At 33.2% G+C, this 17,893-nt stretch carries 14 protein-coding genes and 1 pseudogene; 4 read left to right on the plus strand and 11 right to left on the minus strand.

Annotation, left to right across the window (positions count from 1 at the left end):
• Both ACRBBL_RS21785 and ACRBBL_RS21790 read right to left on the minus strand, forming a co-directional pair.
• Positions 1–584 (minus strand): DNA alkylation repair protein (locus ACRBBL_RS21785; RefSeq protein ID WP_431371210.1); only part of this gene is annotated, 584 nt, incomplete at its 3' end.
• Between the two features lie 28 nt (positions 585–612).
• Positions 613–1,173 (minus strand): hypothetical protein, encoded by a 561-nt coding sequence (locus tag ACRBBL_RS21790; protein ID WP_431371211.1) that lies wholly within the window; start codon positions 1,171–1,173, stop codon positions 613–615.
• A 400-nt stretch (positions 1,174–1,573) separates the two neighbouring features.
• Here ACRBBL_RS21790 and ACRBBL_RS21795 point away from each other — a divergent pair, with 400 nt between their 5' ends.
• Positions 1,574–1,864 (plus strand): hypothetical protein, encoded by a 291-nt coding sequence (locus ACRBBL_RS21795; protein WP_431371212.1) that lies wholly within the window; start codon positions 1,574–1,576, stop codon positions 1,862–1,864.
• Positions 1,865–1,995: 131 nt separating this feature from the next.
• Here ACRBBL_RS21795 and ACRBBL_RS21800 read toward each other — a convergent pair whose 3' ends face one another.
• The 9 genes and pseudogenes from ACRBBL_RS21800 to ACRBBL_RS21840 all read right to left on the minus strand — a co-directional run bounded on the left by ACRBBL_RS21800 (position 1,996) and on the right by ACRBBL_RS21840 (position 14,430).
• Positions 1,996–3,807, minus strand: coding sequence for an acyl-CoA dehydrogenase family protein (locus ACRBBL_RS21800; RefSeq protein WP_431371213.1), 1,812 nt, complete (start codon positions 3,805–3,807; stop codon positions 1,996–1,998).
• A 118-nt stretch (positions 3,808–3,925) separates the two neighbouring features.
• Positions 3,926–5,116 carry an acetyl-CoA C-acyltransferase gene (locus ACRBBL_RS21805; RefSeq protein ID WP_431371214.1) on the minus strand — a complete coding sequence of 397 codons (1,191 nt, stop codon included), beginning with the start codon at positions 5,114–5,116 and terminating at the stop codon, positions 3,926–3,928.
• A gap of 43 nt (positions 5,117–5,159) precedes the next feature.
• Positions 5,160–5,507: a four helix bundle protein gene (locus tag ACRBBL_RS21810; protein ID WP_431371215.1), complete on the minus strand. Its 348-nt coding sequence runs from the start codon at positions 5,505–5,507 to the stop codon at positions 5,160–5,162.
• Between the two features lie 79 nt (positions 5,508–5,586).
• On the minus strand, positions 5,587–7,992 hold the full coding sequence (locus tag ACRBBL_RS21815; protein WP_431371216.1) for a 3-hydroxyacyl-CoA dehydrogenase NAD-binding domain-containing protein: 2,406 nt from the start codon (positions 7,990–7,992) through the stop codon (positions 5,587–5,589).
• Positions 7,993–8,075: 83 nt separating this feature from the next.
• Positions 8,076–8,537, minus strand: a complete 462-nt coding sequence (locus ACRBBL_RS21820; RefSeq protein WP_431371217.1) for a MarR family winged helix-turn-helix transcriptional regulator — start codon at positions 8,535–8,537, stop codon at positions 8,076–8,078.
• Positions 8,538–8,918: 381 nt separating this feature from the next.
• On the minus strand, positions 8,919–9,689 hold the full coding sequence (locus tag ACRBBL_RS21825) for a hypothetical protein (RefSeq protein WP_431371218.1): 771 nt from the start codon (positions 9,687–9,689) through the stop codon (positions 8,919–8,921).
• A 1,529-nt stretch (positions 9,690–11,218) separates the two neighbouring features.
• Positions 11,219–11,833: pseudogene (locus ACRBBL_RS21830) on the minus strand (DUF4157 domain-containing protein); the annotation flags it as partial.
• Between the two features lie 134 nt (positions 11,834–11,967).
• Positions 11,968–13,743 carry an AMP-dependent synthetase/ligase gene (locus tag ACRBBL_RS21835; RefSeq protein WP_431371219.1) on the minus strand — a complete coding sequence of 592 codons (1,776 nt, stop codon included), beginning with the start codon at positions 13,741–13,743 and terminating at the stop codon, positions 11,968–11,970.
• Positions 13,744–14,031: 288 nt separating this feature from the next.
• A complete protein-coding gene (locus tag ACRBBL_RS21840; protein WP_431371220.1) occupies positions 14,032–14,430 on the minus strand; it encodes a hypothetical protein in 399 nt (132 codons plus the stop codon).
• Positions 14,431–14,703: 273 nt separating this feature from the next.
• Between ACRBBL_RS21840 and ACRBBL_RS21845 the strand changes: the two genes are divergently transcribed.
• Genes ACRBBL_RS21845 through ACRBBL_RS21855 form a run of 3 tightly spaced genes read left to right on the plus strand, consistent with a single transcriptional unit; the run spans position 14,704 to position 17,810 of the window.
• A complete protein-coding gene (locus ACRBBL_RS21845) occupies positions 14,704–15,273 on the plus strand; it encodes a hypothetical protein (protein ID WP_431371221.1) in 570 nt (189 codons plus the stop codon).
• Positions 15,266–17,047, plus strand: coding sequence for a tetratricopeptide repeat-containing sensor histidine kinase (locus ACRBBL_RS21850; RefSeq protein WP_431371222.1), 1,782 nt, complete (start codon positions 15,266–15,268; stop codon positions 17,045–17,047). Before ACRBBL_RS21845 ends, ACRBBL_RS21850 begins: the two co-directional genes overlap by 8 nt.
• A 7-nt stretch (positions 17,048–17,054) precedes the next feature.
• A complete protein-coding gene (locus ACRBBL_RS21855; RefSeq protein WP_431371223.1) occupies positions 17,055–17,810 on the plus strand; it encodes a LytR/AlgR family response regulator transcription factor in 756 nt (251 codons plus the stop codon).
• Positions 17,811–17,893 lie beyond the last annotated feature (83 nt).

Here is a 17,893-nt window from a genome sequence, read left to right on the forward strand (position 1 = left end):
GCAGCCCAACCCACACCTTGTCTAATCTCTTTATCTTTTGTATTTGCCATAGAGAGCAAAATTTCAAACATCGTTTGCACATGTTCTTTTTCCAATCCTTTTTTGATGGCGTAATGTGTTCCAGCTCCTAAAGAACGAATGACCCAATTGGTTGTATGATTGGCTAATCTTTTTATTGCTGGAATTGTTTTTTTAGGTTGATGCAGTAAGGAAAATCCAAAAACACGTTCGCCAATAATGTCGCAAACGTACCAAATGTCTGCATCTGCGATATATTCAGTTGCTTTATTTATGGATTGTTTGAAGTGACTTTCCAACCTTTTTTGCAATATGATTCCTAGAAGCACATTTCCACCTTCTGTTTTTAATTGTTGAATAGCATCACAAAAAATGATGTGTTGATCTTCGGGAAGTGTGTTGTAAATCGTTTCTCCACAGTATTCTAATATTGGAAATTTGACTTTGTTTGCTAAAATTTCTGAATGCACCTCTTTTACAAAATCCTCTAAACCATTCTGATTGTATATAACGAAACACTTTTCGAGTAGTTCTTTGATTTCAGATTTTTTTGTGATGAGTCGCATTTTCTTAGATAGTATTGAGTTTCATATTTTACTTAATTTCAAATAATTCACTTTGGTGTTGACCTATTCGATGTAAACCCCACAAAGCTTTTTCACCTGGTTTTTTGTTATACGATTGAGTTATTATTTTATAAATCCCTTGTTTCTCGAATTTCATTTTCATTTTAAATTGTTCTTTTGGGAGTAATTTCTTTTCGCTATCAATGACGAGAGTTATTGAATATTCTGATTCATATTCTTTTATAAGAATATTGTAGCCTTTTTGCTTTCGACATTCTTTAAATTCATCAGAAAAAAATTCTGGATTATCTGCAAAAGAAGAATTCAAAAAGATAGCTTTTTCCATTAAGTTTTTTATACTAATAATTTTCACTTTTTCATCAGTGGTATTCTCTATCAATACCTCTAATTGTGCATATTTTGGTGTATAGGAATTAATAGGTCCGTTTATAGTAGAATGATTTAGTTTTTCATAAGTGATACAGATATTTTCTTCTAGTGAAATAAATAAGTCTTCTTTCAAAGAACAACTAACAGTAACTAAAAGCAGTATTATAATAAGACTTATAAATTTTAGTATTGTAGACATAAGGTGTTTTTGTATGGTACTAAGATAGCAAAAGGGGAGAACATGGGGGAAATTCGTTATTTTGTATTTAGAGTTTTTACCACGAATTCACGAATTTTTAGCTTGTTTGTTTGTTTGTTTGTTAGCACGAGTTTTGAAACTCGCGCTAGTCAATTATTGGCAAAATTTAAAAGATAATCACTTATAAATTAAGGGTGAAATTCCTCTTATAAGCATAAGTTGAAACTTTTAATTTTGAAGTCTAACACTTATGTTATTTTTTTGGTTGCTGTTCTTTTTACTTTGCAATGTTTTATTTATAAGTAATTAAAAACGTAGTTACATTTTGATTTCTGGTGTGAATGGCGAAATCCGAAAAGCCAATAAATAGAGTAGGAATCATTTTTTTATAATTACCAACATGAAAAAATCTAAAGAATCTAAAAATCTTAAAAAAGTAAGCGGAAAAATTGACAGTATTAAAGAGGGTAAAGATGGTCCAGAATTCGTTGAAATAAAAATAATAACTATTAATGGAGTGCCTCTAGAAGAACTGGGTATTGATTGGTCATTTGTTCGATTTTATAAATCAGACCTTTCGGATGCTATTTTAAAAAAACTTAAAAAAGCACAAAGTAATGGGCAAACAGTGGAAGTTCAATACAATGAGAATGATAATAAAATTGTAAGTATCACAGTGTTAAAAAAATAACAGAAGCTTATTGATGTGAAGCATTAAAATAGAATTAGATATCAAAAAAGCCATCTCGGGATGGAGACGGCTTTTTAACAAACAACTAAATTCTAAAACCTATAGAGAATTAGAATTCTTCTTATATATTTTTAGAAACAATATTCGTTTTCTGCTGTCATTTTTTCTGCAATTTGGTTACGTAACGCAACAACATTTGGCATGTTTGCATATTTTGTGAAACGTTTTAGTCCCATTAACATCATGCGTTGTTCATCACCTTCTGCAAACGAAACAATTCCTTCTTTTGCTTTTGTTGAGATCTTTTCTACCGCGTTGAATAAGTTTAAACGAGTCATTGCAATTTGAGTTTCCTGAGAATCTTCTCCAAAACGTTTTGCATTCTTCTCCGTACGTAAGATTGATGATTCTATGGTGTAGATTTCAATCAAAATGTCTGAAGCTGCCATTAGTAATTGTTGGTGCTCTTCTAATTGTGGGCCAAATTTTTGAACAGCCGATCCAGCAACCATTAAGAATACTTTTTTAAGTTTCCCTAGTAATTCTTTTTCTTCTGAGAACAATTCAGAGTAATCTGGAATGTCAAATGATGGAATTCCCATTAATTCATCTGCAACTTTCATTGCTGGTTCTAATAGGTTTACATGCCCTTTCATTCCTTTTTTAACCAACATTCCAACGGCTAGCATTCTGTTGATTTCGTTTGTTCCTTCATAGATACGAGAAATACGCGCATCTCTCCAAGCAGATTCCATTGGCGTATCTGCCGAGAATCCCATTCCTCCAAAGATTTGGATTCCTTCGTCTGTACATTTTTGGATGTCTTCTGAAACTTTTACTTTTAAGATAGAACACTCAATTGCATATTCTTCAACACCTTTTAATTCGGCTTCTTGATGCGTATTTCCTTCTGATTCACGAATTGCAATTCGGTCTTCAATGTTTTTAGCAGCTCTGTACGATGCAGATTCTCCAACGTAACATGCAGTTGCCATTTCAGCTAATTTAGCTTTGATAGCTCCAAACTTCGCAATAGGCGTTTTGAACTGAATACGCTCGTTTGCATATTTTGTAGCTTCTGTAATGACACGACGTTGTGCATCTAAACAAGCAGCTGCTAATTTGATACGACCAACGTTTAAAGCGTTCATTGCAATTTTGAAACCATTTCCTCTTTCAGAAAGCATATTCTCAACAGGAACTTTCGTTTCGTTAAAGAATACTTGACGTGTAGAAGAGGAGTGAATTCCTAATTTGTGCTCTTCTTCACCAAGTGTAATTCCATTTGGATTTTCACCATCATACTCAACAATAAATCCAGTGATGTTTTTGTCATCTTCAATACGAGCAAAAACAATCATTACACTACAAAATCCTGCGTTTGAAATCCACATTTTCTGTCCAGAAATCAAGTAATGTTTTCCATCGTCTGTTAAAACGGCTTTTGTTTTTCCAGAATTTGCATCCGATCCAGCACCAGGCTCCGTTAAACAGTATGAACCAAACCATTCTCCAGAAGCTAATTTTGGAACGTATTTTTTCTTTTGCTCTTCTGTTCCATACAATGTAATTGGCATTGTACCAATTCCTGTATGCGCACCAAAAGCAGTTGCAATAGAACCTGTAGCTCCAGAAATATAATCACAAACTAACATGGTAGAAACAAATCCCATTCCCATTCCGTCATACGCTTCAGGAACAGAAATTCCTAAGAATCCTAGTTCACCAGCTTTGCGCATAATTTCTTCTGTAAGTGCGTAATCTTTCTTTTCGAAACGCTCTTTATTTGGCCATACTTCACGATCGATAAATTCTTTTACCGACTCTTTCATCATTTGTTGCTCCTCAGAAAAATCTTCAGGAGTAAATACGTCTTCACATTTTGTTTCTTTTACTAGGAATTGTCCTCCGCGTAAGATGTCTTTCTTTATTTCTGTGCTCATTGTCAATTATAGATTTTAGTTTCTAGTAGTGAGTATTGAGATACTATTACTAGATGTTTTCAGTTTGTTATGATTGTGAATAGTAATAAACTCACTACTCAATACTTATATCTCAATTCTAATTCAAGAATTCAAAAACTCCAGCAGCTCCTTGTCCAGTTCCTACGCACATGGTAACCATTCCGTATTTCCCTTTCATATCACGCTTGCGCATTTCGTCAAATAATTGAACCGATAGTTTTGCTCCAGTACAACCTAATGGATGTCCTAATGCAATGGCGCCACCATTTACGTTTACGATGTCTTGGTTTAAGTCTAATTCGCGCATTACAGCTAATGATTGCGAAGCAAAGGCTTCGTTTAATTCGATTAACTCAATATCACTTTGTTGTAATCCTGCTTGCTTTAATACTTTTGGAATTGCAGCAACAGGTCCAATTCCCATGATGCGTGGTTCAACACCTGCCGCAGCATAGTTTACTAAACGTGCAATTGGTTCTAAGTTTAATTCTTTCACCATTTCTTCACTCATGATCAACACAAATGCAGCTCCGTCACTCATTTGAGAAGAGTTTCCAGCTGTTACACTTCCGCCTTGAGCGAAAACCGCACGTAACTTATTTAATACCGCTGTGCTTGTTCCTTTACGTGGTCCTTCATCTTTGTTGACAGTGTAACTTTTCGTTGCTTTTTTACCGTTTTCATCAATATATGTTTGATCTACAGTGATTGGAACGATTTGATCCTGAAAACGATTTTCTGCTTGTGCACGCAATGCTTTCATGTGTGAATTGTATGCGAATTCATCCTGATCTTCACGAGAAACATTGAATTGGTTGGCAACAGCTTCTGCTGTATTTCCCATTCCCCAATAATAATCTTCGTGACCTGCATTTACGATGTCGTAGTTTAATTCTGTTTTAAATCCTGTCATAGGAACAGAACTCATGCTTTCGGCTCCACCAGCAATAATACAATCTGCCATTCCCGCTTGAATTTTTGCAGCTGCCATTCCGATCGTTTCTAATCCTGATGAGCAAAAACGATTCACCGTAACACCTGGAACATCTACAATATCTAATCCCATAAGAGAGATTAAACGTGCCATGTTCAATCCTTGCGAACCTTCTGGCATTGCGTTTCCAACAATGACGTCATCAATACGTTTCTTGTCAAAATCTGGCAATTCATTCATCATGTATTGAATCGTTTCGGCTGCCAGTTCATCCGTTCTTTTAAATCTGAACACACCTTTTGGAGCTTTTCCAACGGCCGTTCTATATGCTTTTACTATGTATGCTGTTTTCATTTTCAATGAATAGTATTGAGTATTGAGTTTTTAGTATTGAGATTTACAATTTCTGCTGAAAAGCATAATTCATTTTCTGTATTTCAATACACTGCTCAATTATTGGTTGTACTTTTTCTTTGTTTATGAGATTTAACTCTATTAATAATATCAATTGCGTTTGGAGTTCGTAATTAGAACCATTTGCAATACTTAAGAAATGTTTAAATTCCTTGTTTGAATTTCTTCCAGCACCTTCAGCAATGTTAGAAGGTATTGAAACGGCACTTCTTTTTATTTGAGATGTTAACCCAAATTTTTCATCCTTTGGTAAATCAGCAATAAGTAGATATACAGCTTTAGTCAAGGCTATTGACTTTGTCCATATTTTTAAATTATCTACTTTATGCATGATTTTATAGTATTGAGTATTGAGTTTTTAGTATTGAGATAGGTTCTCTAGAAACTTTCTCAATACTAATATCTCAAATCTAATTTCTTAAAGGCTTGCCCGTTTTTAACATATGCTGAATACGCTCTAGTGTTTTACGCTCTGTACATAAACTCAAGAACGCTTCACGCTCAATGTCTAGTAAGTAATCTTCACTTACCAATGTTGGTTCAGATAAATCTCCACCAGCCATTACATAGGCAAGTTTGTTGGCGATTTTATGATCGTGTTCACTAATGTATTTACTAGCTTCCATTGCGTCCGTTCCGACTAAGAACATACCTAAAGCTTGTTTTCCAAGAACTTTTACATCTTTTCTACGAACAGGTTGTGTGTATCCAGATTCTGCCATTAATTTCGCATGTGCTTTTGCCGTTGCGATTTGACGATCTTTGTTTACCACAACAACATCTTTTCCTTTTTGTAAGATTCCCATATCGAATGCTTCATAAGCAGATGTTGCTACTTTAGCCATTCCGATAGTTAGGAAGTGTTCTTGCAATACGTTTAATTCTACATCACCTTTTCTGAATGTATCTGAAGCTCTTAAAGCCATTTCTTTAGAACCTCCACCGCCAGGAATTACTCCGACACCAAACTCAACAAGTCCAATGTACGTTTCCGCCGCAGCGACCACTTTATCAGCATGCATAGAAAGTTCGCATCCACCACCAAGTGTCATTCCGTGAGGTGCAACAACTACAGGAATAGAAGAGTAACGTGCACGCATCATTGTGTTTTGGAACATTTTAATAGCCATGTTCAATTCGTCATATTCTTGCTCAACTGCCATCATGAAAATCATTCCGATGTTTGCTCCAACAGAAAAGTTTGCGGCTTGATTTCCAATAACTAAACCTTGGAAGTCTTTTTCAGCTAAGTCAATTGCTTTGTTGATTCCTTGTAAAACGCCACCACCAATAGTGTTCATTTTCGATTGGAATTCTAAGTTGATGATTCCGTCACCTAAGTCTTCAATAACTGCTTCACTATTTTTCCAAACTTCTTTCGACTTGCGAATGTTGTCTAGAATAATGAATGCATCTTGACCAGGTTTTTTAGTTTGCGCTTTCTCTGGAATGTCATAGTAGTAAGTTGCTCCATCTTTTACTGTGTAGAAGCTTTTTTCTCCAGCAGCAATCATTTCAGTTACCCAAGCAGCAGGTTCTTTTCCTTCTGCTTTCATGAGTTCAACTCCTTTTTCGATTCCGATTGCATCCCAAATTTCAAACGGTCCATTTTCCCATCCGAAACCAGCTTTCATTGCATCATCAATTCGGTATAATTCGTCAGAGATTTCAGGAATTCTGTTTTGAACATACGCAAACATTGCTGCGAAGTTTTTACGGTAGAATTCACCCGCTTTATCTTTTCCACCAACTAATACTTTGAAGCGATCAATTGGTTTGTCAATAGTTTTTGTTAATTCGAGTGTCGCAAACTTGGCTCTTTTCTTTGAGCGATATTCTAAAGTATCTAAGTCTAACGAAAGAATTTCTTTTTTTCCTTCAGCGTTAACTGTCTTCTTGTAGAAACCTTGTTTTGTTTTGCTCCCTAACCATTTGTTTTCCATCATTTTTTCGATGAAATCTGGTAGTTTGAATAAGTCGTGAGCTTCGTCGTCTGGACAGTTTTTGTAGATTCCGTTAGCAACATGTACTAAGGTATCTAATCCAACAACATCAACTGTACGGAATGTAGCCGATTTTGGACGACCAATTACGGGACCAGTTAATTTGTCAACTTCTTCAATAGTTAATCCAAGTTCTTTTACTTGGTGGAATAGACTTTGAATTCCGAAGATTCCAATTCTGTTTCCAATAAATGCTGGTGTATCTTTTGCTAAAACTGATGTTTTTCCAAGGAACTTTTCTCCATACATCATTAAGAAGTCTGTAACTTCTTGCTTACAGTTTGGTCCTGGAACAACTTCAAATAGTCGTAAATAACGTGGTGGGTTGAAGAAGTGCGTTACTGCAAAGTGCTTTTGGAAGTCTTCGCTACGACCTTCATTCATAAATTGAATTGGAATACCAGAAGTGTTAGATGTAATTAACGTTCCTGGTTTTCTGTGTTTTTCAACTTGCTCAAATACTTTTTGTTTGATGTCTAATCGTTCTACAACAACCTCAATAATCCAATCGACATCTTTTATTTTGTGAATATCATCAGTTAAATTTCCAGTAGAAATTCTATTTGCAAATTTCTGTGAATAAATAGGAGATGGTTTAGATTTTAATGACGCTTTCAGATTGTCGTTTACCAATCTGTTACGTACAATTTTGTTTTCAAGCGTTAATCCTTTAGCTTGTTCTTTCTCGTTAAGTTCAAAAGGTACTATATCTAATAGTAGCACTTCGACTCCGATATTTGCAAAATGACAGGCAATTCCAGAACCCATAATTCCAGAACCGATAACTGCTATTTTGTTAATTGGTCGTTTCATCTTTTTTTCAATTTTAAAATTGTTAATCAAAATTTACTTTGTAATGCACGAAGTAAGTTTTAAGTATGTTTTTTGGTTATTTATTATTTGTCAGCATTAACTTCCATTTCGGAGTTATATATTTTCTTATTGCTAATGAGTTCTAGAATGACTTCTGAAACTTCATAGAAATTTTTCAATTTTTCTTCGGTAATATTTGCGCGAATAGCGTCGTTGAAGCGTAGTACAGTAGTTCGAGATACGTCTCGCATTTCTCTTCCGAATTCTGTTAAACAGATTAATACGCTTCTTCCATCTTTAGGATTCTTTTTTCTGTAAATGAGTCCTTTTTCTTCCATACCTTTTAAGGTACGTGATAGGCTAGTGGCTTCCATTCCCATTTTGGGACCTAGCGCGGTAGATGGTGTTCCTTCTTCTTGGTCAATACTTAGTAATGTGAATCCTGTAGCCATGGTGCTGCCATATTTTCCAGCTTCTTCGTTGTACATTTTGGAGATGGCTTGCCATGTAGCTCTCATTACATGATCTATAGTTTTTTCTTTCATATGGTTGTTTGTGCTTCAAATATATGAAAAAAATACTATGCATGCATAGTAAAGTGGAAAATAATTTTATGAATTTGTCAAAAAACTGATAGAAAGAATAGGAGTATTGTATAAAAATAGGGTTTTATTATCGATTTTATACAAAGTAACAAGAGTTTGATATAAAAATCGCGAATACTAAACTTAAAATACTTGTCAGTTCGAGCGCAGTCGAGAACTCCTGAAAACTATGTGTTTTAATCGAATCTCGACTGCGCTCGATTTGACATTTACATTACATTACTAAAAATTTAATATATAGCAATAAAATTATATCGAACGCACGTTAAGTACTTCCTACTTGATTACAAGATACAAAAAGTTTTTTCTTTTGTAATGTGCTCAATTATGGACGGCTTTTGCAAATAGAAAAGGAAATACTTTTTTGTTTATAAATTCCATTGTTGTCCATTGTGTTTCAACTATTGCAAAGTATTCTTTTGTTTTTTCTGTTTGAATCGTACTATTGAATGTTACAGTTTCATTCGCTTGAATGCTAATCGTATTTTTTGAAAACTCATAACCAAATGGAGTAGCCAAGCCGTAAATTTCAGGAATGCTTATATTGTTAGTACGATCAGTTTGTGAGACTAGGAACATGCGTTTTTTTAGTAGTTCATGTGTTGGAACTAGAAGTGTTACCGGAACTTTTCCTGTATTGTGTAATGAAATGGTAGCATTACTAGCTGAAATTTCAAATGAAGCTTTGATGGTTTGATAGTTATAATGCAAACCGTTTTTTATTAGCTCCTGTAAAGACGTCTTTAAATTGTTTAGTTGTTCGGGAATTTTCGCAAAATGTTCCCATTGTATTTTTTTGGAGTTTGCACCATTAAATATGCTGAGGTTATATCGTAAACTTCCTGATTGTTTTTCTCCATACTGAGTATGTGTACCTTTTATTTTTTCTAAGTTATTGATGAGTTCCTGCAGTTCTTCTTGTGAAATAGTATACTTATATGTACCAACTTCATTTGTGTTTTGTATAATTGGCCATCCATTTTCAATCAAAATGATAGCTTCCTTATTATTATAGACAAAAACAGAAATGCTGGTGTTTGGTGGAGTGCCGCCAGTTATTGAGAATTTTAGTAAAGGTTGTGTGTGTTGCATTGTGCTTGTTTTCTCAGTGCTACAATTTAGCATATTTAATAGTAATATAATTGCATATAAAAGGTTGCGAATTTTCATGAGTTTTATGGTCCAAGTACTAATCGATATGGTGTTTCTCCAGGCAATCTATTATTATTGAGCCAAGTTACAAAAGAAACTAAATGTCTTCGTTGTACATTGGCAGTTCCAGTTCGCATAATCATATCTGAAGATGAAAAACTTCCAGAAGCTGCGTGCGGAATAGCAGTAGAACCAGCAGCTGTAGGACTCGAACCAATCAATCTTGTATATTCTGCTGCAGATAGTCTATATTCATCTTCTAACCCAATCATATGCCCGAATTCATGTGCAGCTGTGTCACCAGTTGTTGTTAAATACCAATTAGTTCGATTTTCTCTTCCAGAACCAGATTTAACATTCACAGTTACATGATTATTCGAATTTGTAAAAATAGGCGTGATTTCAATGGCAAGTTTTCTTGGACCATCAATATGAAAATGTCCATTCCAGCGATTTTGAATCCCAGTTACCCAAGCAGTTTGTGTCGCAGCTGGAACCGTTTCCCCTTTTAATTTTATGCGAACAATGATTTTAAGTTTTGTACGATGATATTCGATGTCATAATTTGTATTCCATGAATAGTTTTCTTCTTCCCAAGTTCCATCACTGTCAGAATCCTCAAAATGTTTTTCTGTAGATTTTTTATCAACTTCTTCACGGACTAACAGACCATTTAGCATTTCAACAATTTTGTTATACTTACTTTTAGAGAAATCACTCTTTAATTGTTTTAATGTATCTGGGTCTGCGAGCACAAGTGGTAATTCTGCATCTGGAGCACTTTTAATTTTATCATGTACATTTTTAACACTGGCACCTTCAAATGCCATCCAATTAAGTTTAAAGTTGAGATCGCCTCCAAGCATATCAACAGCTTCAACCATTGTTTTATTGGTACAAATTCCTGCAAAGTTGGCTCGCATAGTTGTACTATTGCGAATAGAAGTTAAATCGTCTTTATTAGTTGTAAGTAGCGCTTTTACTTGTTTCCAGCTGGTACCTTCGTAAAACATCCACTTAAGTTTAAAATTAATATCGCCGCCTAAAATATTTATAGCTTCAACCATGGTTTTATTTGTGCAAATACTAGCAAAATTATTTCGCATGGTTGTACTATTTCGAATGGTTTTTAGGCTTTGTGTATTGAGTGCTAAGACAGCTTTGACCTGTTTCCAACTTGTTCCTTCATGAAACATCCATTCCAATCGTTTTTTAATATTTCCATCAGAATATTTCATTGCTGAATACATTTCATTGTTATTCAATGCAGAAGCAGCTTGTTTTTTTAATGTAGGATCATTTAAAGCCGTATTTGAATCGGTAGCATTCATACTTCCGAAGATGGCAATGACTTCACTTTCAGGAACGTTGAATTGTTTTAGTATTTCACGTAGCCTTGCTAATTCACTTTTAGGCGCATCTTTTTTTTGAATGATAGCTCGTTGTACAGAACTTACACCTTTTTGTTGAATGGTATGTGTGAGTTCGTGTGCTAATAAGTGTTTTCCATTTGATGAATTTGGCGAATATTGCCCTTTGTTAAAGTATATATTGTTTCCGTTCGTAAATGCACGTGCGCCTAGGTTTTGACTCATTTGTACAGCGTTTTCATCTTTATGAATGCGCACATTGCTAAAGCTAGCGCCAAATCTACTTTCCATATAATCGCTAGTATTAGGATCCATGCGATCGCCTTTGCCATTTCTACTACTTAGTTTTTGACTAATATTGTTAGTTGCAGTATTTTTTTTGCTTGAATTGTTACTTGCTCTTTGCACAACTGGACTGATGGTATTAGCTAAAGCTTTTCGTTGTGGTTGTGATGTTTGCTTCTTTGAAATATTATTCGCTGTTGCCTCAGAGTTTGTATCTGGATTTGACATTGTAACGACTTTTGAAGCAACTGTATCAGCTTCACGTTCATATTTGTCATTGGGTTGTCCGACAGTGAGTTTTGGTTGAATAAATTGAGTTGCATTTGCAGCTTTAGAACTGTTCTTTTTTTGGATAAAAGAAGTATCGCGGATGGAATTATTTTGTGTTTTCCCCGCTTTTTCTTTTTTCTGTAAACTATGAGTGAACATTCTTTTCTTTTAGAAGTACATAGTTAAGAATTTTCTTAATCTAGGAAAAGAGGATAAACACCCATAAGCATGCTTTTAGGTGTTAAAATTTGACAATAAAAAAAACCGTTCAAATTGTTTGAACGGTTTTGACTTTATGCTCTGTCGTATATTTTTTCGCAGTAATCTTTATATATTTCTTTGATAATTTTTCGTTTCATTTTCATCGTTGGTGTTAATTCGCCACCATCAATAGACCAGACTTTAGGTATGAGTTCAAAACGTTTGATTTGTTCCCACTTTCCAAAATTGCTATTGGCTTCATCCACTTCTTTTTGAATACGTGTAATGATTTCTTCGGAAGCACAGATTTCTTTTTCAGTTTTACCAATGTTTTTACCTTTCTTTTCAATCCAATCTGTAATGAATTCAAAATTAGGCTGAATAAGTGCAGCAGGCATTTTTTCTCCTTCACCAATTACCATGATTTGTTCTATGAAGCGCGATTGTTTGAATCGGTTTTCAATTAAAGCTGGAATCACATATTTTCCTCCAGATGTTTTAAACATATCTTTTTTACGATCGGTAATTTTCAAAAAGCCTTCGTTACAAACTTCTCCAATATCTCCTGTGTGGAAATATCCATCAGACATAACACTTGCCGTTTTTTCAGGATCTTTATAATATCCTTGCATCACGTTTGGTCCTTTTACAAGAATTTCACCATCGTTTGCAATTTTCACTTCTACATTATCAATAATACGTCCTACAGTTCCAACTCGGAATCCACCATTGCGAACATCGTTTACAGATACTACAGGAGATGTTTCCGTTAAACCATATCCTTCCATGATTGGAATTCCTGCGGCAGCAAAAACACGTGTTAAGCGCGCTTGTAATGGTGCACTACCAGAAACCATTAATTTAAGATTTCCACCTAAACCTGCTTGCCATTTGCTAAAGATAAGCTTACGTGCAATTTTAAGTTTAAATTCGTACAACCAGCCATTTTGACCATAAGGTTCATATTTTAATCCGAGTTCAATTGCCCAGAAGAATAAGCTCTTTTTAATTCCTGTTAAATCAGCTCCTTTTGCATAAATTTTGTCATATACTTTTTCATACAAACGTGGAACAGCTGTCATCACGTGCGGTTTTACTTCTTTTAAATTGTCGCTGATTTTTTCAATCGATTCTGCAAAAAAGATTTCAATTCCACAGTATTGATATAAATAAAGAATCATACGTTCAAATACGTGACAAACAGGTAAAAAACTCAAGGCTCTTGCTTGTCCATTGTGTAATGGAACACGTTTTTGACTGTCTAAAACGTTTGAAACTAAATTGTTATGAGATAACATTACACCTTTTGGTCTTCCTGTAGTTCCAGATGTATATATTAAAGTAGCTAAGTTTTCGGGAGTTACAGCATCTTTTCGAGCTTGTAACTCATCATCATTACTAGTATCTGCTCCTAATTTTAATACTTCAGACCAATTTGTTTCACCAGTAATTTGATCAAAAGTATATACAGCTTTTAATTTTGTATTTCCTTTAATCGCGTTTAGCTTTTCAACAATTTCAGTATCAGATACAAAACAATAAATGGCTTCTGAATGATTTAGAATATATTCATAATCTTCTTTTGCGATTGTTGGATAGATGGGAACATTTTGCGCACCAGTTTGTAAAATACCGATGTCCATAATATTCCATTCTGTTCTGTTTGTGGTAGATATGATAGCAATTTTGTCATTTGGTTGAACACCTAAACGTAGTAAACCTCTACTTATGGCATTTGCCTGATCTATATATTCTTGCGTTGATGTGGAAATCCATTCACCATTTTTAAAAGATGTAAGGGATTTTGCTAAAGGATATTTTTCTAGTTGGTAGTAAGGAAAATCAAATAGTCGCGTTACATTAGTCATTCTCGTGATTTGGTTTTTTTGTGAAACTGCAAAATATGAAAATTGTGAGCCATTTTCAAAAGGAATGTTAAAAAAGCATGAGTTTTTTTGAGAAGTTTGCAATTCATTACTGATTTGATAGTATTTTGCTTTTTCTATAATGAATTCCTGTATTGTGCTAATATGATATAGACAACCAAAAAAGACCTGCCGTAAAGCAGGTCTTTTTTATGATAAGAATAGGATAAAATTGGTAGTGCCCTAAATAGTGTTAAACCCTTCTGTATCATTTGTATAAAATGTCAAAATTTAATCTAAATATTTAAAAGTAATTTCATATTCACAATCGTCACTAATAGCTGTTAACGCTATTGGGGAAGATCGTAATCCTTCTGAAACTACAAAACTTGTAACCGCAATATTATCACTTTGAGAACCACGATCATAATCATATAATTCAAGAGTTAATTCTTTATTAAAGCTAAAAGTTAAATTGCTCCCACTAATTTCCGTTCTATCTTTTAAACGAGATTTTGGTTGAAATTCAATCTTCTCCTCTCTAGATATATGCCAAGTGTGCCTATGAGTAGGATTAGAAGGTACTACAAGGCTATTTTCGCTATTATCTGTGTAAATTTTAAAATAAACTTCATCTGTTCTACGAGTAGCTTTTTTACATTTTAATTCAAGTAATTGTAAAGTGTTCATTTTTAGTTAGTTTTAATTTTCCTACTCTATTTGTTATAGGCTTTTCGGTTTACGCCTTTATACATTGATACTTCAAATCTCTAGAATTAGATATTCGAAAAAAAAAAGTATGCGTAAGTGCTATGGTTTATTGAGCAGAGTAATTAAAAAATTGAGTAAGCGTTTTTGCGAATAGGAAAAATACGGATGTAAACGTTTAATTTGGTATTTCAGAGTACTTATGTTTCATACTATTTTTTTAGTACTTTTACTTCAACAAAAACTCCTTTAGTTATGTCTATTACTCCAAATTTACACCTTGAAATTGACAATGTTGCATTAAGTGAAGCTATACAGTATTGTGATTTTGCATTGCACTATAATGCAGAAGACTATATTATATCAGATGGCTTTATAAAAAAGCAGGAAACTCCAGAGTTAAGCATCTATTACCCTGCAGAAACGCTGAAATTCACACTAAAGAACGAGAATGGCTCTGACCCTTCTCAGAGTTATTTAAAACAAATTACAATAAGAAACGTTACTAAATCTAGTCTTTATGAAAATGGAAAACCTACTAGTGTTTTAGAATGCATCTTTGGAAAAAAACCTGATGGTTGGTCATACGAAATAGCAGCTAATGGTGATGAAGTACTTGTATGTACTATTGACATAAAAAGTAAAAGCAATGAATGTAAAATAAAAGTTAATGATATTATTAATTTCTATGGACTTTCTGATTACTACCTTTCTTATGTTGTGCAGTATTTTTTTATAATTGATGATGAAGCAAATATGCATACTTGCGTGTTTGATCCTTTAATTAAAATCACAAATGGTACTAGAAAGAAAAATAATGTATAAAACATTTCTAATATCGTTTTTGTTTTTAATTCCTTTTTCTGCTTTTTCTCAAAACATTCAAAAAATAGATAGTTTACTTCGCGTTTTAAAACAACATGATGGAACTAAAGAAGAACAGATATTATTATTAAATGAAGTAGCCAACACACATCCAAATATAAATGAATCTTCGGTTTTTTTAAATAAAGCATTGCGTTTAGCTATAGAAATAGATAACCCTATTTTAGAAGCTCAAACATTAGAGGAGATTTCTTATGTAAATAATAGACTAGGGAATACTATCAAAGCTTTAGAAGCAGCTTTTAAGGCTTTAAAAATTTACGAATCTAAATCTTTAGTAGATAAACAAGCTGCTTCATATGCTCAAATAGCAGATCTTTATTTAAGTGAAAATGATTACACAGAAGCAATAACTTATTTAAAGAAAGTACAAGAAATATATGCTACTTCAGGTGACGCATATGATAAAATGCTCATCTCAATTAATTTAGGAGAAGCCTATCGTTTATTTGGAGATTTGAAGAATGCTGAAATTTATTTTTTAAAGGTTTTAGAACTGAATAAAACGATAAAAGAAGTAAACATAGAAGGATATACTTTAGGGAATCTTGGGATGGTATATAATGCACAAGAAAAACTAGATATTGCCCAAGACTATTTAGAAAAATCCATTCGTACTTTACATGCTTTAAATGACGCATACGCATCTTCCATATACTTAGCCGAATTAGCCAGCATTTATGAAAAGCAACGAAAACCTATACTTGCAGAGCAAAAACTTATAGAAGCTTTTGAAATGGCAAAAAAAGCTGGGTTAAAAGAACAAATTCGCGATTTTAGCAAACAGCTAGCTACTTTTTATAAAAAAGATAAACAATATGAAAAGGCACTCACATACCAACTATCATTTCAAATATATCAAGATAGTCTTGTTAATAAAGAAATAGTCAAAAAAATAGAACAAGTAAAATCTAAACATGAAATTGATAAAAGAGAATCTGAAATACGTTTATTAAATACTATAAATACAAATCAAAAATACACAGTTATTGGTTTAATTGCGGGACTTACTCTTTTAGTGTTACTGTTCTATTTTCTATATAAAGGAAACAAAAAAATAAAGAGAACCAATCTTTTATTAACACATCAAAAAGATATTATTTCTAAAAGAGAACAGGAGAAAATAGTTTTATTAAGAGAACTGAATCATCGCACCAAAAACAACTTACAAATGATTTCCAGTTTGTTAAATCTACAGAGTAGTAGACTTACGGGACATCCTGCTAAAGAAGCTATTTTGGCTGGTAAAGATAGAGTGGAAGCTTTGTCCTTAATTCATAAAAAACTCTATCAAGAAGGTGTTGATAGCAAAATAATGATTACGGAATATATAGAAGAATTAGTATCAAGTCTTTTTTATGGTTATGATGTTGACTTTGTTCCTAAATTAGAAATTCCCAATATTAGTATTCATATAGATATTGCAGTACCATTGGCACTAATTATTAATGAACTCATTATTAATGCACTTAAATATGCCTATATTGACATAGAAAAACCAGAACTTCATATTATTATAAATGAAGAACCTAATTATTTACAACTAGATATAATTGATAACGGAACTGGTTTTGATCATAAAAAAGTGACCACAAGTCATTCTTTTGGACTTGATTTATTAAATACCTTAGTTAAACAGCTTAAAGGAAGTATAGAGAAAAAGCAAAAAAAAGGAACTCACTGGAGCATAAAAATAAAACGACATAAGGTTTAGATAATATATGGAAGAAAATAGTTCTAAAGTAAAAATACTCATTGTTGAAGATGAAGGCATCTTAGCAGAAGATATTAAATATAGACTCATAACGATGGGATATGAGGTTGTAGGAATAGCAGCTACAGTTATAATCGCCTTAGAAAAAATAACTAAAAACCCAGCCATTGATATTCTCCTTATTGATATCGGTATAGAAGGCGATTCAGATGGTATAGATTTAGCAACTATTATAAAAACGAATTATGAAATTCCTTTTATTTTTTTAACATCAAATACTGACAATCATACTATTGAGCGTGCTAAGAAAACAAATCCGTATGCATATATACTCAAACCAATAAATGATAAACAAATAAGTGTTGCTATTGAATTGGCTTTAGTAAATTTTCAAAATAAAAGAATGGAACAACAATTAATTTCCAAAAAAGAAAAGGAAACATTACTAATGCAAGACTGTTTATTTCTTAAAAAGAAAAATCACTTTGAACGTGTATTTCTAAAAGATATCTTGTTCTTTCAAGCCGATAGCAATTATTGTAACATTTATACGACCTCAGATAAATATACATATTCAACAGTCCTTAAAAAAATAGAAGAGCAGCTTCCAAAAAAACAATTTTTAAGAGTCCATCGAAGCTATGTCGTCAATATTAATAAAATAAAAGGATTTGAAGGAAATATACTTTTTATAGAAGATGAAAAAATTCCTGTTAGTAAACCGCATAAAGAAGAAGTGTTTAAACTCTTTAATACACTGTAATGATGACGATTTACTAGAAGTCAGTTCTCAGTCAGTTATTTTTAATCAAACTAAAAAGACCTGCCGTAAAGCAAGTCTTTTTT

Origin of the sequence: Kordia sp. (assembly GCF_050633145.1) — a bacterium.
Lineage (GTDB): Bacteria > Bacteroidota > Bacteroidia > Flavobacteriales > Flavobacteriaceae > Kordia.

Excerpts from the sequence above, each read along its gene's own strand:
- ACRBBL_RS21840 (WP_431371220.1), bottom strand. The coding sequence starts at position 14,430 with ATGAACACTTTACAATTACTTGAATTAAAATGTAAAAAAGCTACTCGT.
- ACRBBL_RS21820 (WP_431371217.1), bottom strand. The coding sequence starts at position 8,537 with ATGAAAGAAAAAACTATAGATCATGTAATGAGAGCTACATGGCAAGCC.
- ACRBBL_RS21845 (WP_431371221.1), top strand. The coding sequence starts at position 14,704 with ATGTCTATTACTCCAAATTTACACCTTGAAATTGACAATGTTGCATTA.
- ACRBBL_RS21855 (WP_431371223.1), top strand. The coding sequence starts at position 17,055 with ATGGAAGAAAATAGTTCTAAAGTAAAAATACTCATTGTTGAAGATGAA.
- ACRBBL_RS21815 (WP_431371216.1), bottom strand. The coding sequence starts at position 7,992 with ATGAAACGACCAATTAACAAAATAGCAGTTATCGGTTCTGGAATTATG.
- ACRBBL_RS21795 (WP_431371212.1), top strand. The coding sequence starts at position 1,574 with ATGAAAAAATCTAAAGAATCTAAAAATCTTAAAAAAGTAAGCGGAAAA.
- ACRBBL_RS21790 (WP_431371211.1), bottom strand. The coding sequence starts at position 1,173 with ATGTCTACAATACTAAAATTTATAAGTCTTATTATAATACTGCTTTTA.
- ACRBBL_RS21850 (WP_431371222.1), top strand. The coding sequence starts at position 15,266 with ATGTATAAAACATTTCTAATATCGTTTTTGTTTTTAATTCCTTTTTCT.
- ACRBBL_RS21835 (WP_431371219.1), bottom strand. The coding sequence starts at position 13,743 with ATGACTAATGTAACGCGACTATTTGATTTTCCTTACTACCAACTAGAA.
- ACRBBL_RS21800 (WP_431371213.1), bottom strand. The coding sequence starts at position 3,807 with ATGAGCACAGAAATAAAGAAAGACATCTTACGCGGAGGACAATTCCTA.
- ACRBBL_RS21805 (WP_431371214.1), bottom strand. The coding sequence starts at position 5,116 with ATGAAAACAGCATACATAGTAAAAGCATATAGAACGGCCGTTGGAAAA.
- ACRBBL_RS21825 (WP_431371218.1), bottom strand. The coding sequence starts at position 9,689 with ATGCAACACACACAACCTTTACTAAAATTCTCAATAACTGGCGGCACT.
- ACRBBL_RS21810 (WP_431371215.1), bottom strand. The coding sequence starts at position 5,507 with ATGCATAAAGTAGATAATTTAAAAATATGGACAAAGTCAATAGCCTTG.